This is a genomic window from Labrys sp. HAY1-8F (assembly GCF_056754975.1).
Window position 1 is genome coordinate 5,373,301 of record NZ_JBPGWZ010000002.1, and the last position, 18,736, is coordinate 5,392,036.

Annotated in this window: 13 protein-coding genes; 5 read left to right on the forward strand and 8 right to left on the reverse strand. The window is 60.2% G+C overall.

Translation table 11 applies throughout. From position 1 onward, the window contains the following. Positions 1-78: 78 nt before the first annotated feature. Entirely contained in the window at positions 79-756 is a 678-nt protein-coding gene (locus ACR9ZN_RS33930) for a hypothetical protein (protein ID WP_481274431.1), read from the reverse strand. On the opposite strand from ACR9ZN_RS33930, the gene ACR9ZN_RS33935 reads away from it, so the two are divergent. Both ACR9ZN_RS33935 and ACR9ZN_RS33940 read left to right on the forward strand, forming a co-directional pair. Further along, entirely contained in the window at positions 700-5,265 is a 4,566-nt protein-coding gene (locus ACR9ZN_RS33935) for a PAS domain S-box protein (RefSeq protein ID WP_481274294.1), read from the forward strand. The genes ACR9ZN_RS33930 and ACR9ZN_RS33935 overlap by 57 nt on opposite strands. A gap of 20 nt (positions 5,266-5,285) precedes the next feature. Continuing rightward, the gene (locus ACR9ZN_RS33940; RefSeq protein ID WP_481274295.1) at positions 5,286-6,236 is read left to right on the forward strand and encodes a diguanylate cyclase domain-containing protein; all 951 of its coding nucleotides are present in this window, start codon (positions 5,286-5,288) and stop codon (positions 6,234-6,236) included. 68 nt (positions 6,237-6,304) lie between these two features. On the opposite strand, the gene ACR9ZN_RS33945 is transcribed toward ACR9ZN_RS33940, so the two are convergent. From ACR9ZN_RS33945 to ACR9ZN_RS33960, 4 genes are all read right to left on the reverse strand, one after another. Beyond that, a complete protein-coding gene (locus tag ACR9ZN_RS33945) occupies positions 6,305-7,093 on the reverse strand; it encodes a LuxR C-terminal-related transcriptional regulator (RefSeq protein WP_441772535.1) in 789 nt (262 codons plus the stop codon). Positions 7,094-7,703: 610 nt separating this feature from the next. Then, on the reverse strand, positions 7,704-9,398 hold the full coding sequence (locus ACR9ZN_RS33950; RefSeq protein WP_454813610.1) for a CpsD/CapB family tyrosine-protein kinase: 1,695 nt from the start codon (positions 9,396-9,398) through the stop codon (positions 7,704-7,706). A 276-nt stretch (positions 9,399-9,674) separates the two neighbouring features. Then, positions 9,675-10,832: a glycosyltransferase family 4 protein gene (locus ACR9ZN_RS33955; RefSeq protein ID WP_481274296.1), complete on the reverse strand. Its 1,158-nt coding sequence runs from the start codon at positions 10,830-10,832 to the stop codon at positions 9,675-9,677. 163 nt (positions 10,833-10,995) lie between these two features. Further along, positions 10,996-11,709, reverse strand: coding sequence for a sugar transferase (locus ACR9ZN_RS33960; protein WP_434955993.1), 714 nt, complete (start codon positions 11,707-11,709; stop codon positions 10,996-10,998). Positions 11,710-12,551: 842 nt separating this feature from the next. Between ACR9ZN_RS33960 and ACR9ZN_RS33965 the strand changes: the two genes are divergently transcribed. Both ACR9ZN_RS33965 and ACR9ZN_RS33970 read left to right on the forward strand, forming a co-directional pair. Continuing rightward, a complete protein-coding gene (locus tag ACR9ZN_RS33965; RefSeq protein ID WP_454816741.1) occupies positions 12,552-13,655 on the forward strand; it encodes a glycosyltransferase in 1,104 nt (367 codons plus the stop codon). 167 nt (positions 13,656-13,822) lie between these two features. Then, positions 13,823-15,091 carry a polysaccharide biosynthesis/export family protein gene (locus tag ACR9ZN_RS33970; RefSeq protein WP_434955994.1) on the forward strand — a complete coding sequence of 423 codons (1,269 nt, stop codon included), beginning with the start codon at positions 13,823-13,825 and terminating at the stop codon, positions 15,089-15,091. 46 nt (positions 15,092-15,137) lie between these two features. Here ACR9ZN_RS33970 and ACR9ZN_RS33975 read toward each other — a convergent pair whose 3' ends face one another. Next, entirely contained in the window at positions 15,138-15,893 is a 756-nt protein-coding gene (locus tag ACR9ZN_RS33975) for a 2OG-Fe(II) oxygenase (protein WP_481274424.1), read from the reverse strand. A gap of 173 nt (positions 15,894-16,066) precedes the next feature. Beyond that, positions 16,067-16,573 carry a hypothetical protein gene (locus tag ACR9ZN_RS33980; RefSeq protein ID WP_441772532.1) on the reverse strand — a complete coding sequence of 169 codons (507 nt, stop codon included), beginning with the start codon at positions 16,571-16,573 and terminating at the stop codon, positions 16,067-16,069. Positions 16,574-16,893: 320 nt separating this feature from the next. On the opposite strand from ACR9ZN_RS33980, the gene ACR9ZN_RS33985 reads away from it, so the two are divergent. Then, positions 16,894-17,730 carry an aldo/keto reductase gene (locus ACR9ZN_RS33985; protein ID WP_481274297.1) on the forward strand — a complete coding sequence of 279 codons (837 nt, stop codon included), beginning with the start codon at positions 16,894-16,896 and terminating at the stop codon, positions 17,728-17,730. Positions 17,731-17,807: 77 nt separating this feature from the next. Here ACR9ZN_RS33985 and ACR9ZN_RS33990 read toward each other — a convergent pair whose 3' ends face one another. Beyond that, positions 17,808-18,725 (reverse strand): carbon-nitrogen hydrolase family protein, encoded by a 918-nt coding sequence (locus tag ACR9ZN_RS33990; RefSeq protein ID WP_441772530.1) that lies wholly within the window; start codon positions 18,723-18,725, stop codon positions 17,808-17,810. Between the last annotated feature and the right edge of the window lie 11 nt (positions 18,726-18,736).

The window sequence follows — 18,736 nt, forward strand, 5'->3', positions numbered from 1 at the left end:
GCTTTGCTCTAGGTGACGATGGCACGGTGTCATGATCGCTTGGCAATGATACCGTTCCCGCGTGATGGGCAGCTTTCTCTACGCCGTGCGTTTCAGAGGGAAGCAGGCATGTCTTCGAATGTGCGAAGTGGCGGTCAGCAAGAGGATGGCGCGGGCAACATCAAGCCCGTCATTCCCGCCGCTGTGGTCGATGGATGGGCCGCTGCGGCCGATACCTTGGCAGGGCTTTTTGAGAATGCAGTCGCACTTGTCACGCGAGGAGTTGGCCAAGACGGTGAGATCGTCGTCGTCAGCCAAGGGGCGGTCAATGCCTATCGTCCCGGCCCAATGCCAGGCCAGACCACCCTGCAGCACTTCAGCGAGGCGGTTATACGCGATGCCGGCAAACAAGCGCTCAGCATCTCCGGCGAGGGAGATCGGCAAGCAGGCATCACTATCGACACCGCGGCGGGGCAGGTCCTCCTCGGGACGCCGATCTATGGATCGAAGGGTGAAATCTTCGGCGTGCTGATGGTTCAAAAGGAGGGTGGGGCCGAGTTCTCGCCTGCCTACCAGAGCTTGGTCATCCGTTTTCGGAACGAGATCGAGCATGATGTGAGGCTGCTGTTCCTGAGTGGCAGCGACGTGCAGCGCGACGGCAAACGGATCGAAACCGAAAAGCGACTTGGCGACAATCGTTTCAGCTTGCTCCTGGAACATGTGGCCGACGATTTCTTCGTCCATGACGATCAGGGCAGATTCCTGGACGTCAACCATCACGTGACCCTCAGCACCGGTTTCACACGGGAAGAACTCCTGCAGATGTCGGTGCCGGACATCGTCGAGGATTTCGACCTGGAATGGGCCAAGCAGGTGTGGGCGGCGGCCGAACCCGGCGTTACGAAGACGCTCTACGCCAAGCATCGCCGCAAGGATGGCTCGATCTTTCCGGTCGAGGTTCGCCTCTCCTGTCATCTCTATCAGGCCAGGAAGACGTTCTTTGCCACCGTGCGCAACATCAGCGAGCGCGTGGAGGCCGAGAATGCTATTCGCCGGCTCAACGCCGGGCTCGAGATCAGGGTCGCCGAGCGCACGGCCGAACTGCGCAAGACCACCAATTTGCTGCAGACGGTTTTCGATGGCACCACGGATGCCATTTTTCTGAAGGACCTCGACGGCCGCTTCGTAATGCTCAATCAGGCGACGGCCCGGTTCCTGGGCCGGCCCGCGCCCGAGATTCTGGATCGGGATCTTACGGCAGTGGTCGATCCGGAAAATGCTGCCCGAATCCTGCGGACGGATCGGGAGATCATGGCGGGCGGCAAAGCCGTGACCATGGAGGAGACCTTCATCGTCAATGGCACCAGGCGCTATTTCTTCGTCACCAAGGTTCCAAGGCGCGATGAAAATGGCGACGTGATCGGCCTGATCGGCGTTTCACGCGACGTGACGGAGATCCGCGCCACGGAGGCAGCCTTGCGTCACAGCGAGGCGCGTTGGGAATTTGCGCTCAATGGCGCGGGCGATGGATTGTGGGACTGGGACCTGCGCACCGGGCATGTCTTCTACTCCCGGCAGTGGAAGGCGATGCTGGGGCATGCCGAGAACGAGATTGGGCCGACACTCCAAGAGTTCGTTGATCGCATCCATCCGGACGACCTGCAGGCGGGTTGGGAGGCGGTGGAACGGCATATATGCGGCGAGGCTCCGGATTTCGTCATTGAGCTGCGCATGCGGGCCAAGGACGGATCCTGGCGCACGATTCTCGATCGCGGTAAAGCCATCGAGCGCGATGAGGATGGTTCGCCTCTGCGCGTCATCGGAACCCATACCGACATTACCGCGCGCAAGCAGGTCGAAATGGAATTGTCGGCGCGCGTTCGGTGGTTGTCCGAAATGATGGAAAACCTGCCGATTGGTGCGGTTTTCGTGACGGACGATGGCATCCTGGTCAACCGGGCGGCCGAGGAACTCACCGGCTACGGGCGGGAAGAGTTGTCGAAGCCCGATGCATGGTCCAGGCATTTTGGCGGCGATCTGTTTGACGCTCTCACCTCGGGTTCGTCCGGCGGTCAGGTGGATAGGACCTATCGCACTGGACAGCATAGTTTCTTTCGCAGGGACGGGGCGTTACGCCTCGCCGAAGTGGCTGCAGCCCAAGTCGGAGATCACGCAATCTGGCTCATGCGTGACATCACCGAGAACAAGGAACTGGAAGCCCAACTCAGCTCGCTTGTCGACAACCTGCCCCATGGCGCTGTCTATCGCCTGGTGCAGACGCCGGACGGCAAATTGTCGTTGCCCTATGTAAGTGCCGGCATCCTGGCTCTGACCGGCGTACCAGCCAGCGAGATCATGGAACGGCGAGAAGCCTTCATTCAGACGATCCATGAAGACGATTTGCCCGGCTACAACGCGATGCTCGAAGATTCGCTCTCGCGTGGCAGCGTATTCGATTGCCAGTTCAGATCCCGCATGCGCGATGGCCGCATTCTCTGGCTCCATTGCCGCTCCGCTCCCCGCTATCAGGGTGATGGGACGGTGATCTGGGATGGTGTCATGCAGGACATCACCGCCCGCAAACAGGCGGAGGATCTCATCGTCGCCCTCAAGGAGCGCATGGAGCTTGCGATCAAAGTCGGCGGCGTCGGCATATGGGACATGAATGCTCGGGAGCAGAAATATATTTGGGACGAGCAGATGTATGCCCTCTACGGGTTGGAACACGATGCTTTCGACGGCAGCCTCGAGCGCTGGCTTTCCTTGCTTCATTCCGACGACGTCGACCGCGTGCTGAAGCAATGGCAGGAAGCCATCGGCAAGACGGGGACATTCGAAAGCGAATTCAGAATTGTGCATCCCGATGGCGCTATCCGGCACATTCGAGGTCAGGCCGAGGTTTTTCGTGCCGAGAATGGGTCGATCTTGCGCGCCCTGGGCATCAACCAGGACGTCACCGAGGAAAGGCGTACGGCCCAGGCCCTGATCCAGGCGCGCAAGGCCGCGGAAGCCGCGCAAGCAGCCAAGGGCGAATTCCTGGCCGTGATGAGTCATGAGATCCGCACGCCGATGAACACGGTACTCGGCATGACCCGGCTGGCGCTTCAGGCGGAGCGAAATCCCAGGCAGCGCAATTATCTCGACAAGATCAGTGCATCGGCACAGACGCTGACCTCCATCCTCAATGACATTCTCGACTATTCCAAGATCGAAGCCGGCAAGCTGGAAATGGAGGAAAGCGAATTCAGGCTGGAGGCGGTCCTGGAATCGGTCTCCGCCGTGACGGCCATGAAGGCCGAGGAGAAGGGTATCGAGATCATCTATGCCGTGGCGCCGCATGTGCCCTCGCGCCTCGTCGGCGACTCGCTCCGCCTCGGACAGGTGCTGATCAATCTGGTGAACAATGCCGTCAAGTTCACCCATAAGGGCGAGATCGTGGTGTCGGTAGACGCCAAGCAGGTCGGAGTTTCCAATGCCGTCCGGCTGCAGTTCGCCGTGCAGGATACGGGGATCGGCCTCGATGCCGATCAGGTCGCCGGCCTCTTCCAAGCCTTCGCCCAGGCCGAGAAGCATGTCTCGCGCAAATATGGCGGCACAGGCCTCGGTCTGGCCATCTGCAAACGACTCGTCGAGGGCATGAATGGACAGATCTGGGTTTCGAGCACGCTGGGCAAGGGCAGCACCTTCTATTTCACCGTCGAGCTCAGGTCACCCCAGCGCTCCGCTTCGCATGATGGAGCTCTGCGCAGCGGGGAGTTGAAGGGAAAAAGGGTCCTGATCGTCGATGACAATGCCAGCGCGCGTGAGACATTGGCGGGGATGGTGCGGGATTTCGGTATGGAGAGCCATGCCGTCGGTTCCGGCAAGGCTGCGCTGGTGGCACTGAATCAGGCCTGCGAGCAGGAGCGGCCCTTCGAAGTCGTTCTGATGGACTGGCGCATGCCCGGAATGGACGGCCTGGAAACCGCTGGGCGGATCAGGACGGATGCGAAGCTGAAGAGCACGCCGGCCGTGCTGATGGTGACGGCCTACGGCCGCGAGGAAGTGCTCCGACGTGCGGAGCAGCTCGGTCTGCATGGCGTGCTCATCAAGCCAGTCACCGTGTCGGTGATGTTCAACACCATCGTCGGGGTCTTTCATGACGCGGCAAGCACGGCCTCTGCCGCAACGAGCGGGGGAACGCCCGAGATCGCGCTCCCCCAGGCCCAGGACGAGATCTTGGCAACACTCTCCGGCCGGCACATTCTGGTGGTTGATGACAATGCTTTAAATCGGGAAGTCGTTGGCGATTTCCTGCAGTTGGCAGGTATGCAGGTGGACACGGCAGTGAATGGCAGCGATGCCCTAGCCAAGCTGGAAACAGCCACCTACGACGCCGTCTTGATGGATGTCCACATGCCGGAGATGGACGGCCTGACCGCGACGCGCAGGATACGCGCGCAAGAGCGCTGGGCGTCGCTGCCCCTGATTGCGCTGACGGCACAGGCCCTTACCAAGGATCGCGAGGCCAGCCTTGCGGCGGGCATGAACGCGCATTTGACCAAGCCAATCGATGAGATCGCCCTGTATCAGACGTTGATGGAATTGCTCTCACCCGCATCCATAGCGCAAGGGGTTGACGAGGGGACGCCGACCAGGATTGCGGAGGGGGGCGATATAGAGGACGTTTTCGCTGGGTTGAGTGGTGTGGATCTATCCGCAGCCCAGAAACGTCTCGGTGGTAGCCGTGAGCGGTTGCAACGCCTCCTTCAGGGTTTCGTTCGCGACTTCAGACAAGCACCCGCACAGCTTGATCAATACATGTCGCGGCGGGACGCCGGAGCCATCGCGGCGCTCGCCCACGCCGTCAGAGGCGCGGCCTCTTATCTGGACGCTCATGATTTGTGTGCGGCCGCAGCCGACATCGAGGAGATTTCCCGTCGCGGTGACCTCGACGAACTCCAGGTTCTCTTACCCCCGTTTCGTGACGGCTTGGCAATGCTGCTTAGTCAGCTCGACCGTCCTGCCGTAATATCCGTGGAGCAGAGGGGAGAGACGGGACGCGACGGTCTGCATAAGGTTCTGGAACTCATCGCGGCAGCCGAACCCCTGTTGCAAAGCGGCGACTATGCCGCTTATGCCATATTGGATCAGATCATCGCCGAGCTCTCCGGAACTGTCGAAGTCGAAAGAGCAAGAGCGATCCTGAGCCATTTCGAGGAACTTGAGCTGGCCGAAGCAACAACCCTATTGCAGCAGTTGAACGCCGATTTGGATCAACGGGTGTTTGAAAGATCTCCAGAGTGAGTGATGCTCTTCTGCAGACGGTGCTGATCGTCGACGATGACCGGATCAATCGGAGCGTGCTGGCTGAGCTGCTGCAACGCGAATGCAGGATTTTCCTGGCGAAGGATGGGGAAACTGCCCTCCAGCGTGCACGGGATGAAAGAAGCATCGACTTAATTCTGCTCGATGTCTCGATGCCGGGCATGGACGGCTACGAAGTGCTGCGTCGGCTGCGCTCCGACCCCCAGACTGCCAATATCGCCGTGATCTTCATCACCTCTCTCACGGATGAACAGGACGAGGAGCGTGGGCTGTCGCTGGGTGCTGCCGACTATGTCTTCAAGCCGATCAGCCCCGCGATCGTGAGGGCGCGCGTGCGCAACCATCTCAAATTGGTGGCGCAACGCAATGAGCTGGAGCGCCTGTCCGAAAGGGATGGCCTGACAGGAATCGCGAACCGGCGCTATTTCGACAAGGCATTCGAGCTGTCCTGGCGGCATGCCATTCGCTCCGGCGATCCGCTTAGCGTCGCCATGATCGATGTCGACCACTTCAAGGAATACAACGACCATTACGGTCATGGCGCTGGCGACGAGGCCCTGCGGCAAGTCGCCCAGGCCCTCACACTTGGGGCCGGGCGCCCCTACGATGTTTCAGCTCGTTATGGCGGCGAGGAATTCGTCCTGCTGTTGCCGGGCCTGTACGAGCTGGAGCCGCTGCTGGAGAGATTGAGGTTGGCCGTGCTCGACCTTAATCTACCGCACGCCCGTTCACGCACCGCCGAGGCGGTGACCATCAGCTGCGGCGGGGTGGTGGCTTTCATATCGCAGACGGATAAGCCTTCTGCCTTGCTGGGCTGGGCCGATAAATTGCTGTACCGGGCCAAGCAGCAGGGACGAAACCGGGTGCTGGTTTGGCAGGGGCAAAAGGAGGGACTGTTCCTTCCTGTCGGGCAGAACGGAGCCGGCAAGCCGCCGGTAAAGCCGGCGTGATCGCCGGGCTCGGCGAACGAAGCCACCTGTAAGACAGCCGGGAATGAAAGGGGGCAAGTACCTTCTTGTCAGGAGGTCCTGGCGATATCCAATGTGAGGCGCTGCATATCCGAGGCGCTATGAAGCTCATAGCCCTCGGCGCGCAGGATGTCGCGGGACTTATGGGCAATTGCCGTCCGGCTTTTCACCTTCAGTTTCTTCATGATGTTGCGAATATGGACCTTCACCGTGCTCTCGCGCAGGTTGAGTTCCGTCGCAATGGCGGCATTGGACTTGCCGCGGCTGACGGCCGCGATGATCGACAATTGTCGGGGAGAAATGCGCGGATAGTGTCGGTCAGTCTGCTCCTGGCGGCCAAGGGAAGGCTCGGCCGTGGCCCGGATCAAACTGGCAGCAGGCACAAAGACACCCCCGGCAATGACGAGCCGCGTCGCCTCGATTGCCACCTCGGCGCCGAGCGTGCTGGGAATATAGCCTTTCACGCCGAGGTCGAGAGCTCTGAAAATGCTGGCTGGATCCTCGGAGTCCGACAGGATGATGACCGCTGCGGAGGGGGTATGTGCGGCCGCCGCGGCCAGAGAGGTCAAATCACTCGGATCCTCGCCTTCACAGATGATGACGAGCGAAACATCCTCATGCACATCGGCAGCAGCATTCCATTCCTCCAGTCGAGCGAATGGCAAGATTTTTCGATCAGGAAACTCTACTTCCAGGACACGGCCGATGCAGTCTCTCTGTAATGTCCTGGGATTGACGAGAGCGATTTGTCCTGATGGACTGTTTACTACCATGGTGGTGCCATATGATTGACCAAGTTGCCTCAAGGGCATCGAGGAGGATATATCTGCAGGATTCAATTCAAACACTTCACATAACGTTAAACGGACAAGGTAAGACTGAATTCTGGTCAAGAGACAAACAGCTACTCTTGCGCGTGACAGAATGAACAATCTGTCCCCTGGATCATGAATTCGACCGATGTCCGTTGGTCATGCCTGGCAAGAGTAGGATGTTCCGCGAAGGAAAGACTTGTGAATTGCCGCCACCTCGACGATTCAGTCTGGTATTTCCTTGGTCTAGAGCACTGCAATGCCATCATGAGCCCCTGCAGAATGTTGCAAGGCCTGCTCTAATTCAATCTAGCAATGTTGATAGGAAGCAAGCGGAAGCCGGAACCGATTTAGGTACTATCTAACTCAAAGGCGGTACCCTAAATTGGACGAGAGAGAACGTTGGGTAGACGGAATGCCAATTGGCCTCGTTACGTGGCCAAACGACACTACCGACGGCATCCGCGGGCTTTGCCCGGAGGTCGGCTACAGTCTTCACCGACCTCGTCGGACCGGGCACGGATTCCCTCCAAGGGGTAATTCGGCCCGAATCGAGGGAGGCACCGAGGCACGCGGCCGGGCTCTGCGGAAGGTGCAATGTTGAAGGGGGTGGCGCCGATAAACGATGCGTGCCGGCTTAGTGGCGAGGGCGGCGCAGAAGTACCGGCCAGTCACGCCGGGGTACTTTGTTGAGCACGGCACCCATGACCTTGCCATTGGCTTGCTGCAAGGTATCGAGCGCCTCGGTCACATCGTCACTGGTGGTTCGGCCTGCTTCGATGACAAAGATCATCGTATCGAGGAGTGGTGCCACCGCCTTGACATCGGAGGACAGGCTCATCGCTGGCAGATCGACGATGACGCAATCATAGGCGTTCAGCGCGTTGAATTGTTCTTGCATGGTGGACGAACCGATGAAGAGATCGATATCGGCCGAACTCCCAGCCCTGTTCGCAGGAATGAAATCGAGACGAGGAGCCAGGTTGATCGCGGAAGCGGTGATCTGCTTGCCGCGCTGTTGCAGGACCTCGCTCAGGCCGTAACGGGCGTCCGGGGCGTAGTGACGGCTTAGCGCGTCGTCGCGCAGGTCGCAGTCGATCAACATGGTGTGGTGGCCGCTCGCGGCAAACAGATGGGCCAGATTGGCGGCGATGGTGGACTTGCCTTCATGAGGCAGGCACGATGCGATGCCGATGACGCGCGCGCCGGAATTCTGTTCCTTGCCCATGATTGCCGTGCGCACGGCCCTCAGGCTTTCGGCGAAGGGCGAGAGCATGCCCGCTTGAGAGGTGCTGTAGGCGAAGTAGCTCTCGCCCGACTTGGCTTGGCGCCGCTTGAACAGCCGTAGCGATTTGATCGCTTCCATCAGCGTTTTCGGCAGCTTGACCAGATCCCGGCGGAGATCGGCGAGGTTGTGTGGCAGGCCGGAGCCGCGCTCGTCGGTCGCAAAGGGGATGATGCCGATGCAATTGAGACCGAGCTCACGCTGCACATGCCGCTTGGCGCGCAGCGTGCGGTTGAGCGTGTGAAAAACACTGACCGCACCAAGGCCAGTCAGCAGGGAGAAGGAAGCAGCCAGCAGCAGAATCAGTTTCGTTTGCGGATAGCTTTTCGAAAGCGGCTCCGTCGCGGAACTGATGATGCGGGCGTCGGAGGCGGAGAACTGGCGGTCAGGCAGGACACCCCTGCGTACCGCGTCCTCAATGGCCAGCTGCTGCCCCTTGATTTCGTCGATACGCCCTTGCAGCCATTCGTTGTTGCGCTGCATGGACAGCGATCTGGCATCGATCTGGTCGCGGATGAAGGCGGCGGTGACCGAGTTGGCAATCGAGGCGGCCTTGGTAGCGGATTTCGAGCGATAGCCGATCTCCAGCACCAGGGATTGCCCGATTCGGCGTACCGAGACTCGGTCGCTGAAGGTAGTGAAAGCGGCTGCGTCGTGGCGTTTGACCAGGTCCGGCGTCACATTCTGCGAGGGCAGCGGGCCAACGAATTCGGGATCGTTCTGCAGATTCAGCGTCTGGAACACCAAGCGCAGAACCCGCTCCGACTTCACGATCTGAATCTGACTCTCGATCTGCGAATTATCGAGATTGGTCTGCAGAAGGCCAGGGTCTACCCCCTGGGAACTCGAGAACGAACTTCTGGGCTCCAGAATTACGAAGGAGGCCGCATAATATTCCGGCGGTGTGCTGACGATATAGATGATCGCGGCGACGACGCAGAGGATGAACCACAGCACCAGGCCGCGGGCATAGCGCATGATCTCGACAAGAATGTCGCGCAAGCCGAAACTCGTGGGCTGATCATTCAGCGGCCTGAGATAAAGCATGTCAGCGGCCTCGAACCTTCAACAAAATCCATGAACAGGGCGACATTGGAAAGCCAGGAGACAAGGCGCTGCCACGCGGCCTGTTCCGCCCAGGCAATGCAGAATTCAGATCGAATATCGGGCTTATAGAGTTAGGGAAGGCAAGTCGCAATGCTTGGCTCGCAATACTATTGGCAATAATGGCGGAAGGTTTGGCTCATCTCGGTTCGCGACGCGCCAAGCTCAAATCAGGGGCTGAAAACAGGTTACGATGAAGGCATGACTTCCAAGAACGCGTCATGCATTTCCGGCGTGCCTCTCGCGAATGATGTCGAGATAGCCTTGGGCCGATTTCCGCCATGAATAGGCTCCGACGCGCTTGCGCCCTCGTTCGGCGAAGGTGGCGCGCAATGTGTCCGATGCAGCCAGGCTCTCGATATGGCGGAACCAGATGGTAGGCTGGTCGGGTGGGGCCAGCATCGCCGCATCGCCGCATACTTCCGGCATGCTGGCCTGATCGGACGAGATCACGGGACAGCCAAGTGCCATCGCCTCGATGATCGGCAGGCCGAAGCCTTCGGTGAGGGAAGGAAACAGCAGGCACAACGCGCCTTGCAGCAGGGCTGCCAGGTCGTCATCGTCGACAAAGCCCATGAAGCGCACGTTCGGGGCGGGCGTCCCGTGTTCTTCCGCGGTAAAAATGCTGGATTGACCCCCGGTGACGACAATGTCGATGCCGCGTTCGTCCAGGGCCTTGGCGAGGCCGAGCACCATGGCGACGTTCTTATGGCGGGCGCGACTGCCGATAATGAAGACGTAAGGCCGTTCCAAGCGATGCTTGGCGCGAATCGAGGAGCGGGACGCATTCCAGCGAAAGACGTGTTCATGGCCGTTGGGCAGAACGACGATGTCTTCGCGGGCGATCGGCAAATGGCGGGCAAGCTCTCCCGCCGAGAAATGCGAGACGGTGGTGATCGCGGCGGCGCGTCGGACCAGCAGGGGAATGAGCGTTCCGTAAACGGCGCGAAAGGCGAGGCTGTAGCTCGCCGGCATATTGGCGACATTGGCATCATGGATGCAGACGATCTGCCTGCTTCGAGCAACCGGTCCCAGATTGCACAGATTCAAGAGGAAGCGCCGATCGAGGGTGGGCAGCGTCATCTGCTCCCAAAGATGCCCGCGCAGGCGTTGGGACCGCCTGGTCTGAATGGCGCGATATGCCGGAACGTCGCTGCTATCAGGCAAATAGAGGCTGGCCTGGCCTCCTTGCTCGTGCAGAAGCTCGTCGAGATGGGCGGTGATCTCCCGTGCGTAGCGCTGCACGCCGGTGACTGGTTGAGTGAAGAAGCGCCCATTGATCGCAAAGGAAAGCGGCTCGGTCATCGTAGACGAAGGGGCTTGTGGGGCAGGAGCCAGGGCAATCGCGCTCGATTGCGGCAATGTGTCGACGTTCATCGCAGGCATTCCCTTTCGATGCAAGCGACCTGAGGGCCGGCGCGCGCGGTTCGCTGAGACAAGCCACCGCGGTCAAAAAAGAGCGCCCGAAGTCGGTGGTACTTCGGGCGCAAGGTTGACATTTGCTCGATCGCTTGAACTGCGACCGACTCTTGAACCGAACTCAATAAGACCCAGAGGGACGCAGCACAGCGGGGATCGTCTTCAGGATGATGACGATATCGCTCCACAGGCTCCATTCACGCACATAGCGGACATCGAGACTGACACGGTGCTGATAGGATACGTCGCTGCGGCCGCTGACCTGCCACAACCCGGTGAGACCGGGCCGCACCTTGAGATAGTCATCGATATGGGCGCCGTAGCGCACCATTTCGTCGCGGACGATCGGCCGGGGCCCGACGAGGCTCATGTCGCCGCGGATCACGTTGAGGAGCTGGGGCAGTTCATCGACGCTGGACTTGCGCAGGAATTGGCCGAGCGGCGTGATGCGCGGGTCGTTCTTGAGCTTGTGAGTTTCTTCCCATTCCTCACGAGCGACATTGTTGCTGGCCAGGTGCTCACGCAGCACCTCGTCCGAGTTCGTCACCATCGAGCGGAACTTCAGGCAGGGGAAGAGCGCGCCGCCACGTCCGACGCGGTTGTGCCGGATGAAGATCGGTCGGCCCTGAAGGACGAGCAGCGCGCCCAGCAGCAGCAGGAAAAGTGGGAGCAGGAAAACGAGTGCGGCCGAAGCCGTGACGATATCCAGCACGCGCTTGCTCCCCCTTGCCAATTCTAGGGACAAGCCGCTTCTTTGCTTATTCGATTTGAACAAGGAAGCATCGTCCTTGCCGGATATACGGCTAAGACTGTTCGAGCTAGCCAAGTTTTCCATCTCTCGCCTCGGTCAGAGTGCTATATTACGTTATGTCATTCATCTCGGGTGGAGCTGCCGTCCAGCATGTTGCGCTGCAGCAGCCAAAACAAACTCGGACTTGGTGCGGCGTTTGGAAGTTTTTGCCGACGTTCGTAAACACAAGCCGATACGTGTTTTGATTTGGATGAACTTATTGACCCTGAATTGCTGAATTTTGTGTTGGAAATCAAGGATTAGAGCTATTGGAATTTGGGGGGGTTGGTACCTACCGTTGCGTCGAGTTGGAGGCATACCCCTATCCAAAAAGGATAGAATTTGGATGGTTGCATACCGTTTAGGAGGTAGGGATGGGGTGCGCTGCATCGTAGAAAGGCGTTGGATCTATCTCTTTGGAAGGCTGGATGAGGTAATGCTCTGCATCTTCGCCATATTTTCCCCTATCCCGGAGGGGGGCATCGATACTCTAACCTAGACTCTCGAATAGGAACGCCATGCTTTCGGCATCGCCGGGAGGCTGCCAATTAGCCCGCGGTGCGTCTTCAAAGGGAGGGAAGGGATAGTACCGAAAGCGGAATCCTGGCGGGACTCACTAGGAATTTGGCGGGTTTCAGGCCAAAAATGGCCGAATACCCCACCCTGGGGGGATGTGTGCTAGAACGCACATCGTGGCCAGCCGGCACCTGCTAATCTGCGAGGCTTGCGGTCATCCCGTCGCAGTTTGCCGGCGTTTCGTGCATTGGTGGGATGGGGCGAATTACCCCCTTCGTCGTACGCCCGAATGCTTCGGCGCGGGTGGCGAAAACTGTATGTGTGCTTTGAATTGGGCGATCGACTTGGGGCCCGCAGGAAGAATTGGTGCAATGCGAGTTGCAATCGTACATTACTGGTTCGTCGGCATGCGTGGCGGCGAAAAGGTTATCGAGGCGCTCTGCGAGCTTTTTCCGCAGGCCGACATCTTTACCCATGTCTATCGGGCCGACGCCGTGTCCCCGGTGATCCGCCGGCATAAGGTGTCGACCTCCTTCATCGACCGGCTGCCCGCCGCCCATCGTTTCTACAAGTCCTATTTGCCCTTGATGCCGATGGCCCTCGAGAACCTCGACCTTCGCGGTTACGACTTGGTGATCAGCAGCGAGTCCGGACCGGCCAAGGGAATTGTGCCACCCGCGGATGCGACCCATATCTGCTATTGCCACTCGCCGATGCGCTACATCTGGAACATGTTCCATGATTATCGGGAGCGTAGTGGCTTCGTGACTCGCATGATGATGCCCCCGATTGCGCATTATATTCGCAATTGGGATGCGGCCTCTGCGTCACGCGTCGATCATTTCGTGTCGAACTCAAAGACGGTGGCCCGACGCGTCCAGTCTTATTATCGACGCGATTCAGATGTCATATTCCCGCCCGTCGATACAACAGCATTTCGTCCTGTAGAGGCGTCCGAACTCGAGGATTACTATCTGATGGTGGGAGAGCTGGTCCGCTACAAGCGGCCAGATCTGGCGGTGGAGGCCTTCAACCGAACCGGCAAGAAACTCGTCATCATTGGCGGCGGAGAGATGTTCGCCAAAGTCAAAGCCATGGCTGGGCCGACCGTTTCGGTCCTGGGACCGCAGCCTTTCAGCGTGTTGCAGCACAATTATGCCCGCTGCCGCGCTTTGGTGTTCCCTGGAGAGGAGGATTTCGGCATCGTACCGGTGGAGGCGATGGCCAGCGGACGTCCCGTGATCGCCTATGGGCGGGGAGGGGCAACGGAAACCGTGGTCGCTGACAGGACCGGGGTGTTCTTCCTGACCCAGAGCGTGGAAGCCATCATTGATGCTATCGAGCGTCTGGAGAAGATGGAGATCGACCCGTCGGCCATCTCGGCCCATGCGGCAGGCTTCGGCAAGGAAGTCTTCACCGAGAAAATGCGCGCCTATGTCGAACGGCGCGTGCATGAAAAGAGCGCTCAGGCATAGTCGATGAAGCGGCAGCGCTACGTTATTTCAAGCAGACCGGATCCGGCCCTCACGCAAGGCCGGTTCATTGAAGGACGGTATTGAGCCTCATGAGTTTCGAAGCATTTCACAGGGCCCCATTTTCCCGCAAATCACGGCGCGCAGGCCTTCGTCGCTTGATGACAGGCTTGCTGACCGCGGTTGTTGCCACGATGGGTGTTGCGACGACGGCGCTGGCCGAGCCCTACCTGCTCGGTCCGGAGGACAAACTCAAGATCAGGGTCTATGACTGGCGTGCTTCCTCGAGCGAGGTGCATGAATGGGGTGCGCTGACCGGCGAATTCGTGGTGGGTGCATCCGGCAACGTATCCCTGCCGCTCATTGGCGAGGTGCCGGCGGCAGGCAGGAGCACGGGCGACCTGTCGGTCCTGATCGGCGAGAAGCTGCAGGCCAGCATCGGCCTTTCCAATCGGCCCGATGCCTCGGTGGAAGTGTCGACCTACCGGCCTTTCTATATATTGGGCATGGTGACCACGCCCGGCCAGTATCCCTACAAGCCCGGCCTTACCGTGCTCCAGGCCGTCAGTACGGCGGGCGGCGTGCTGAGGGTGTCCGATTTCGGGCTTCTCAGCTTCCAGCGCGAGAGCCTGGTCAATCGCGGCGATCTGCGGACCCTGGGGGTGGAACGGCTGGGGCTGTTGGCGCGCGAGGCGCGCCTCGACGCCGAGTTGCAGGGCAACGACACCATTACCTTCCCCAAGGAGCTGATGAGCCAGGCTGACACGCCGCAGATCGCTCAGATGATGAAGGAGGAGCAACTCCTGTTCGAAGCGCGCAAGCAGGCATTACGCTCGCAGGAGGATGCGATCAACCAGACCAAGAAGCTGCTTGGCTCGGAAATCGAATCCCTCAAGGCCAAGAGCCAATCCCTGCAGCGCCAGCTCGAATTGGCCAAGCAGGAATTGGACAATGTCAACAGCCTGGTATCCAAGGGGCTAGCCGTCGCCTCGCGCAAGTTGGCGCTTGACCAGAACGTCTCGCAGTTCGAAAGCAACCGCCTGGATATCGATCTGCTGAGCTTGCGTGCCCAACAGGATGTCTCCAAGGCGGAACGCGATATCGTTGACCTGCACAACAAGCGCCGCAACGACATTCTGACCGAGATCTCGGATGTCCGGGGCAAGATCTCCATGAATGCCGAGAAGACGACCACGACGCAGGGGCTCATCTACAACGCCGAAGTGCAGGCGCCGCAGGCGGTCGTCTCCCAGATCGGCAATATCAACAGCAAGCTCACCTTTGCCATTATCCGGCGGGTCGGTGACAAGACGCAGACCATCGAGGCGGCGGAAGCCGACCCGGTCTATCCCGGCGATGTCGTGAGAGTGGATCGCGTCGGGGCATCACCCAATGGCCAGGAAATCGTGCCGCGCTCTTCTGCTTCGGCACAACCCTGACGGCAGTCTGCCGGAAGGCGTAGCAGTCTGCCTTTCCTTTGGTGCCCTATCGGGCGTCGTGGAAGATGAGACCCAATGTGTGTCTCTGTCCCGAGCGGACCCGGCTGACGCCGTGGCGCAGATTGACGCGATAGGATCCTCTGCTGCCCCGGACCGGCCGGTTGTGCACGGCGAAGGCGACGGCATCGCCCTGGCGCAGGGGCACGACCTCCACGCGGCTCTGCATGCGGGGGCGCTGTTCGGTAAGGACGAACTCGCCGCCGGCGAAATCGCGGCCAGGCTGCGAGAGGAGAATGGCCACCTGGATCGGAAAGGCCAGGTCGCCATAGAGATCCTGGTGGAGACAGTTGAAATCTCCCGGCCCATATTGCAGCAGCAACGGGGTCGGCCGGTTCTGGCCGGCTGAGTGGCATGCCTTTAGAAAATCGACATGGTTGGCCGGATAAGCCGCCTCGATTCCCATGCGCTGGTTCCAGGCATTGGCAGTGGCGGCAAGGCGGGGATAGAGCGCCGTTCTGAGATCGCCGATCAGCGCTGGCAGGGGATAGGCGAAGTAGCGATATTCACCGCGGCCGAAGCCGTGTCTCGCCATATGGATATGACTGCGGAATTGCCGTTCCTGGCCGTAGAGATCGGCAATGCCCCGGCATTCGTCCGGCGAGAGCAGGCCCTCCAATACGGCACAGCCATGATCATCGAGTTCCTGCGTCAGCCCTTGCCAGGGATAGGCAGCGATCCGGTCCGCGCCGGAAGAGGCAGGAACAGGCAAGGAAACAGGTTGGGGGCGCGGCTGGCCGGGCATGGCTCGTCCTTTCGTCATCATGATTGGCTCACGATGAGTCTAGGCCCGCTCGGCCCTCCTGGCATTCCGATCTCTGCTGCCTGTCCTGCAGCACAGTCACGGATCATCAAACATGACAACACCGCGGGCGAGGCGCACGCGGTGCGTTCAGAGACGGATCTGCAACACCGCGATCAGTGCTTCGTCTGGGTCTTGGCGAAGCGGCACTCGGCAGCCATGGCGGCTGCATCCAGCCGCACCATGGCATCGGTGATGATCCGGCGAGCCTCGATCGGAATCTTGCCGCGCATGGCCAGGAAATCGCCGGCGCGGCGATGATCGGAATCGGGCAGGGCTTCAAGTTGCAGCAGGGCGTCGGCCCAGCGAAGGCAGGCCTGGACCTTCGCCGGGGATCTGCGGTCCCTGAGATTGGCTATCGCGTCATGCGTCGCGAACTCATATTCGAGTGCCGCTGCGATGGCCGGGTCTTTCGGCTCTTTCATGGATGCCTGACTCACTGGGGTCGTTCGAATGGAAGACAGTTTGTTCCCAGACAACTTAATGAAATCGATCTCAAAATGCAGACCGGCAAATTTGCGGGGTATTTTTGGGGTGGTGCGGCAAAAACGGTTTCCGCCTCGGCCGAAAGTAGCAATGCATTCCGCCATGCGGATAAAGGCGGCGCCTGTCATGCCGCTCATACACTCTCGGATGACCTAAGGAGAGGCATTGAGCGTCCTGGATGCTGCCGGCACCCGTCGGCTTCGGTTGCCGACATGGCCTTTCCTTAGACCTTTTTTCCTCCTCATCTACCGCAAAGAGGTAGGGGGAAAACAAGGCGAGAGCCGGAATTTGTCGCGTATTGCAGGGTAACCACCACGTTTCGCCTCGATTTCCTGTCTCCAGACTGTTGGCAGCCTGTGATCCGCGGGCAAGGGTCGAACTTGGGCGAGACGGACGATAGGATTGTTACAGCGATGGGGACTTTGCTTTCCCTAACGCCGATTCGAGGGGTAACGCCATGACGACGATTTCCACCACCACGCTGCCTGATGGCTCGTCCATGCCCGTATTCGGGCTCGGCACCTGGGGCATGGGGGAGGCGAGGCAGGAGGCCGGAGCAGAGGTCGCCGCCTTGCGTACCGGACTCGATCTTGGCATCCGCTTGATCGATACGGCCGAGATGTATGGTAGCGGCGGTGCCGAACAGGTGGTCGGGCAGGCGATCTCGGGGCGGCGCGATCAGGTCTATCTCGTATCCAAGGTGCTGCCTTCGAATGCCGGCCGCCATCAGGCAATGCGCTCCTGCGAAGAAAGCCTCAAGCGGTTGGGCACCGATCGCCTCGATCTCTATCTCCTGCATTGGCGAAGCTCGGTACCGCTCGAAGAGACGATTGCGGCCTTCGACGAATTAAAACGGGCCGGCAAGATCCTGCGCTGGGGCGTTTCCAATTTCGACGTGGAGGACATGGAGGAGGTCGAGGCGATCAGTCCCGACTGCCAGGCCAACCAGGTGCTCTATAATCTGACGCGCCGCGGGATCGAATACGATCTGGTCGGCCATTGTCGCGAACATTCCATGCCGATCATGGCCTATTCCCCCATCGAACAGGGGGCGCTGGCCAGGAACCGGGTGCTGGACGCGATGGCGCGGGACCATCGGGCGACGCCCGCGCAGATTGCGCTCGCCTGGGTCCTCGACAAGCCCGGCATCGTCGCCATTCCCAAGAGCCGCCGTCCCGAACGCGTGAAGGAGAATCTGGGCTCGCTGGCGATCAGGCTCACCGATGCCGATCGTGCCAGCCTCGACGCCGCCTTCCAGCCGCCACGTCGCAAACAGGCTCTCGAGATGCTCTGAACGAGGGCGGGGAGCGCGGCTCTTGGAGCGTGCCGTGCCTGCTGCCGGCGGATGCCAGCCTCGACCATCCGCCGTGGTCAGGACCAGTCGCGCTTGCGCATCGGAACCAGCGGACCAAGGCTGTCGAGATAGGCCGAGCCGCCATTATCGGCATAGGTAGACAGCACGACATTCTTGTCGCGGAACGATTTCAGGACCTGTCCGAGGCCGTTTGCTCCTTCGGTACGGACCTGCCTGACCAGGCCGAGATCGATGTTGATCGGGAAGATCTCGGTGGCCTGGCCGCATTGATGCAGCACCACGCCGGTCGGATCGACGACGAGCGAACGGCCGACGCCGCCGCCGTCCAGGCCGTTCACGTCGAAAACATAGCAGGAGAACATCACCGCAGTGGCCTGGACGATGGCAAGCTCGGCCTGGCGATCGGTGGTGCCTGTGAGCACCGGGTGGATCAGCACCTCGACGCCCGCCGAGGTCAGGGTGCGGGTGGTTTCCGGGAACCAGATGTCGTAGCAGATCGACAGGCCGAAACGACCGACCTCCGGCACGTCGAAGATCAGGAACTCGCTGCCCCCCGTGACGCCCGCCTCGAACGGCATGAAGGGGAACATCTTGTCGTAGCGTCCGACGATTTCGCCGGCGGGATTGATCACCACTGCGTGGTTGTAGGTCTTGCCGTCGCGCTCGACGAAGACGCTGCCCGGAATGATCCAGATGCGATGCTTGGCCGCCAAGGCCTGGAAGACGGCCTCGTCGGCCGAGGGATCGGGGGAAGCGCAGGCGTGCAGCGGGCCGTGCGCGGCCAGTTCGCTGAACACCACCATGTCGACGCCGGGATAGAGCGCGACCGCTTTTTCCAACTGCGCCGCCATCGCCGCGATGTTCTGGCCGGTGACCGGCACGGGCATCTGGATACCGGCAATCAGGAAGCGGGAATTGTCCCGCCGTGGAGGCGGGGCCGATGTGTCGTTCACCTCGGGGTGAATGCCTGACATGTTTTTCCAGT

Excerpts from the sequence above, each read along its gene's own strand:
- ACR9ZN_RS33960 (WP_434955993.1), bottom strand. The coding sequence starts at position 11,709 with ATGGAAAACTTGGCTAGCTCGAACAGTCTTAGCCGTATATCCGGCAAG.
- ACR9ZN_RS33955 (WP_481274296.1), bottom strand. The coding sequence starts at position 10,832 with ATGAACGTCGACACATTGCCGCAATCGAGCGCGATTGCCCTGGCTCCT.
- ACR9ZN_RS33980 (WP_441772532.1), bottom strand. The coding sequence starts at position 16,573 with ATGAGCGGCATGACAGGCGCCGCCTTTATCCGCATGGCGGAATGCATT.
- ACR9ZN_RS33965 (WP_454816741.1), top strand. The coding sequence starts at position 12,552 with ATGCGAGTTGCAATCGTACATTACTGGTTCGTCGGCATGCGTGGCGGC.
- ACR9ZN_RS33990 (WP_441772530.1), bottom strand. The coding sequence starts at position 18,725 with ATGTCAGGCATTCACCCCGAGGTGAACGACACATCGGCCCCGCCTCCA.
- ACR9ZN_RS33975 (WP_481274424.1), bottom strand. The coding sequence starts at position 15,893 with ATGCCCGGCCAGCCGCGCCCCCAACCTGTTTCCTTGCCTGTTCCTGCC.
- ACR9ZN_RS33950 (WP_454813610.1), bottom strand. The coding sequence starts at position 9,398 with ATGCTTTATCTCAGGCCGCTGAATGATCAGCCCACGAGTTTCGGCTTG.
- ACR9ZN_RS33985 (WP_481274297.1), top strand. The coding sequence starts at position 16,894 with ATGACGACGATTTCCACCACCACGCTGCCTGATGGCTCGTCCATGCCC.
- ACR9ZN_RS33930 (WP_481274431.1), bottom strand. The coding sequence starts at position 756 with ATGGTTGACGTCCAGGAATCTGCCCTGATCGTCATGGACGAAGAAATC.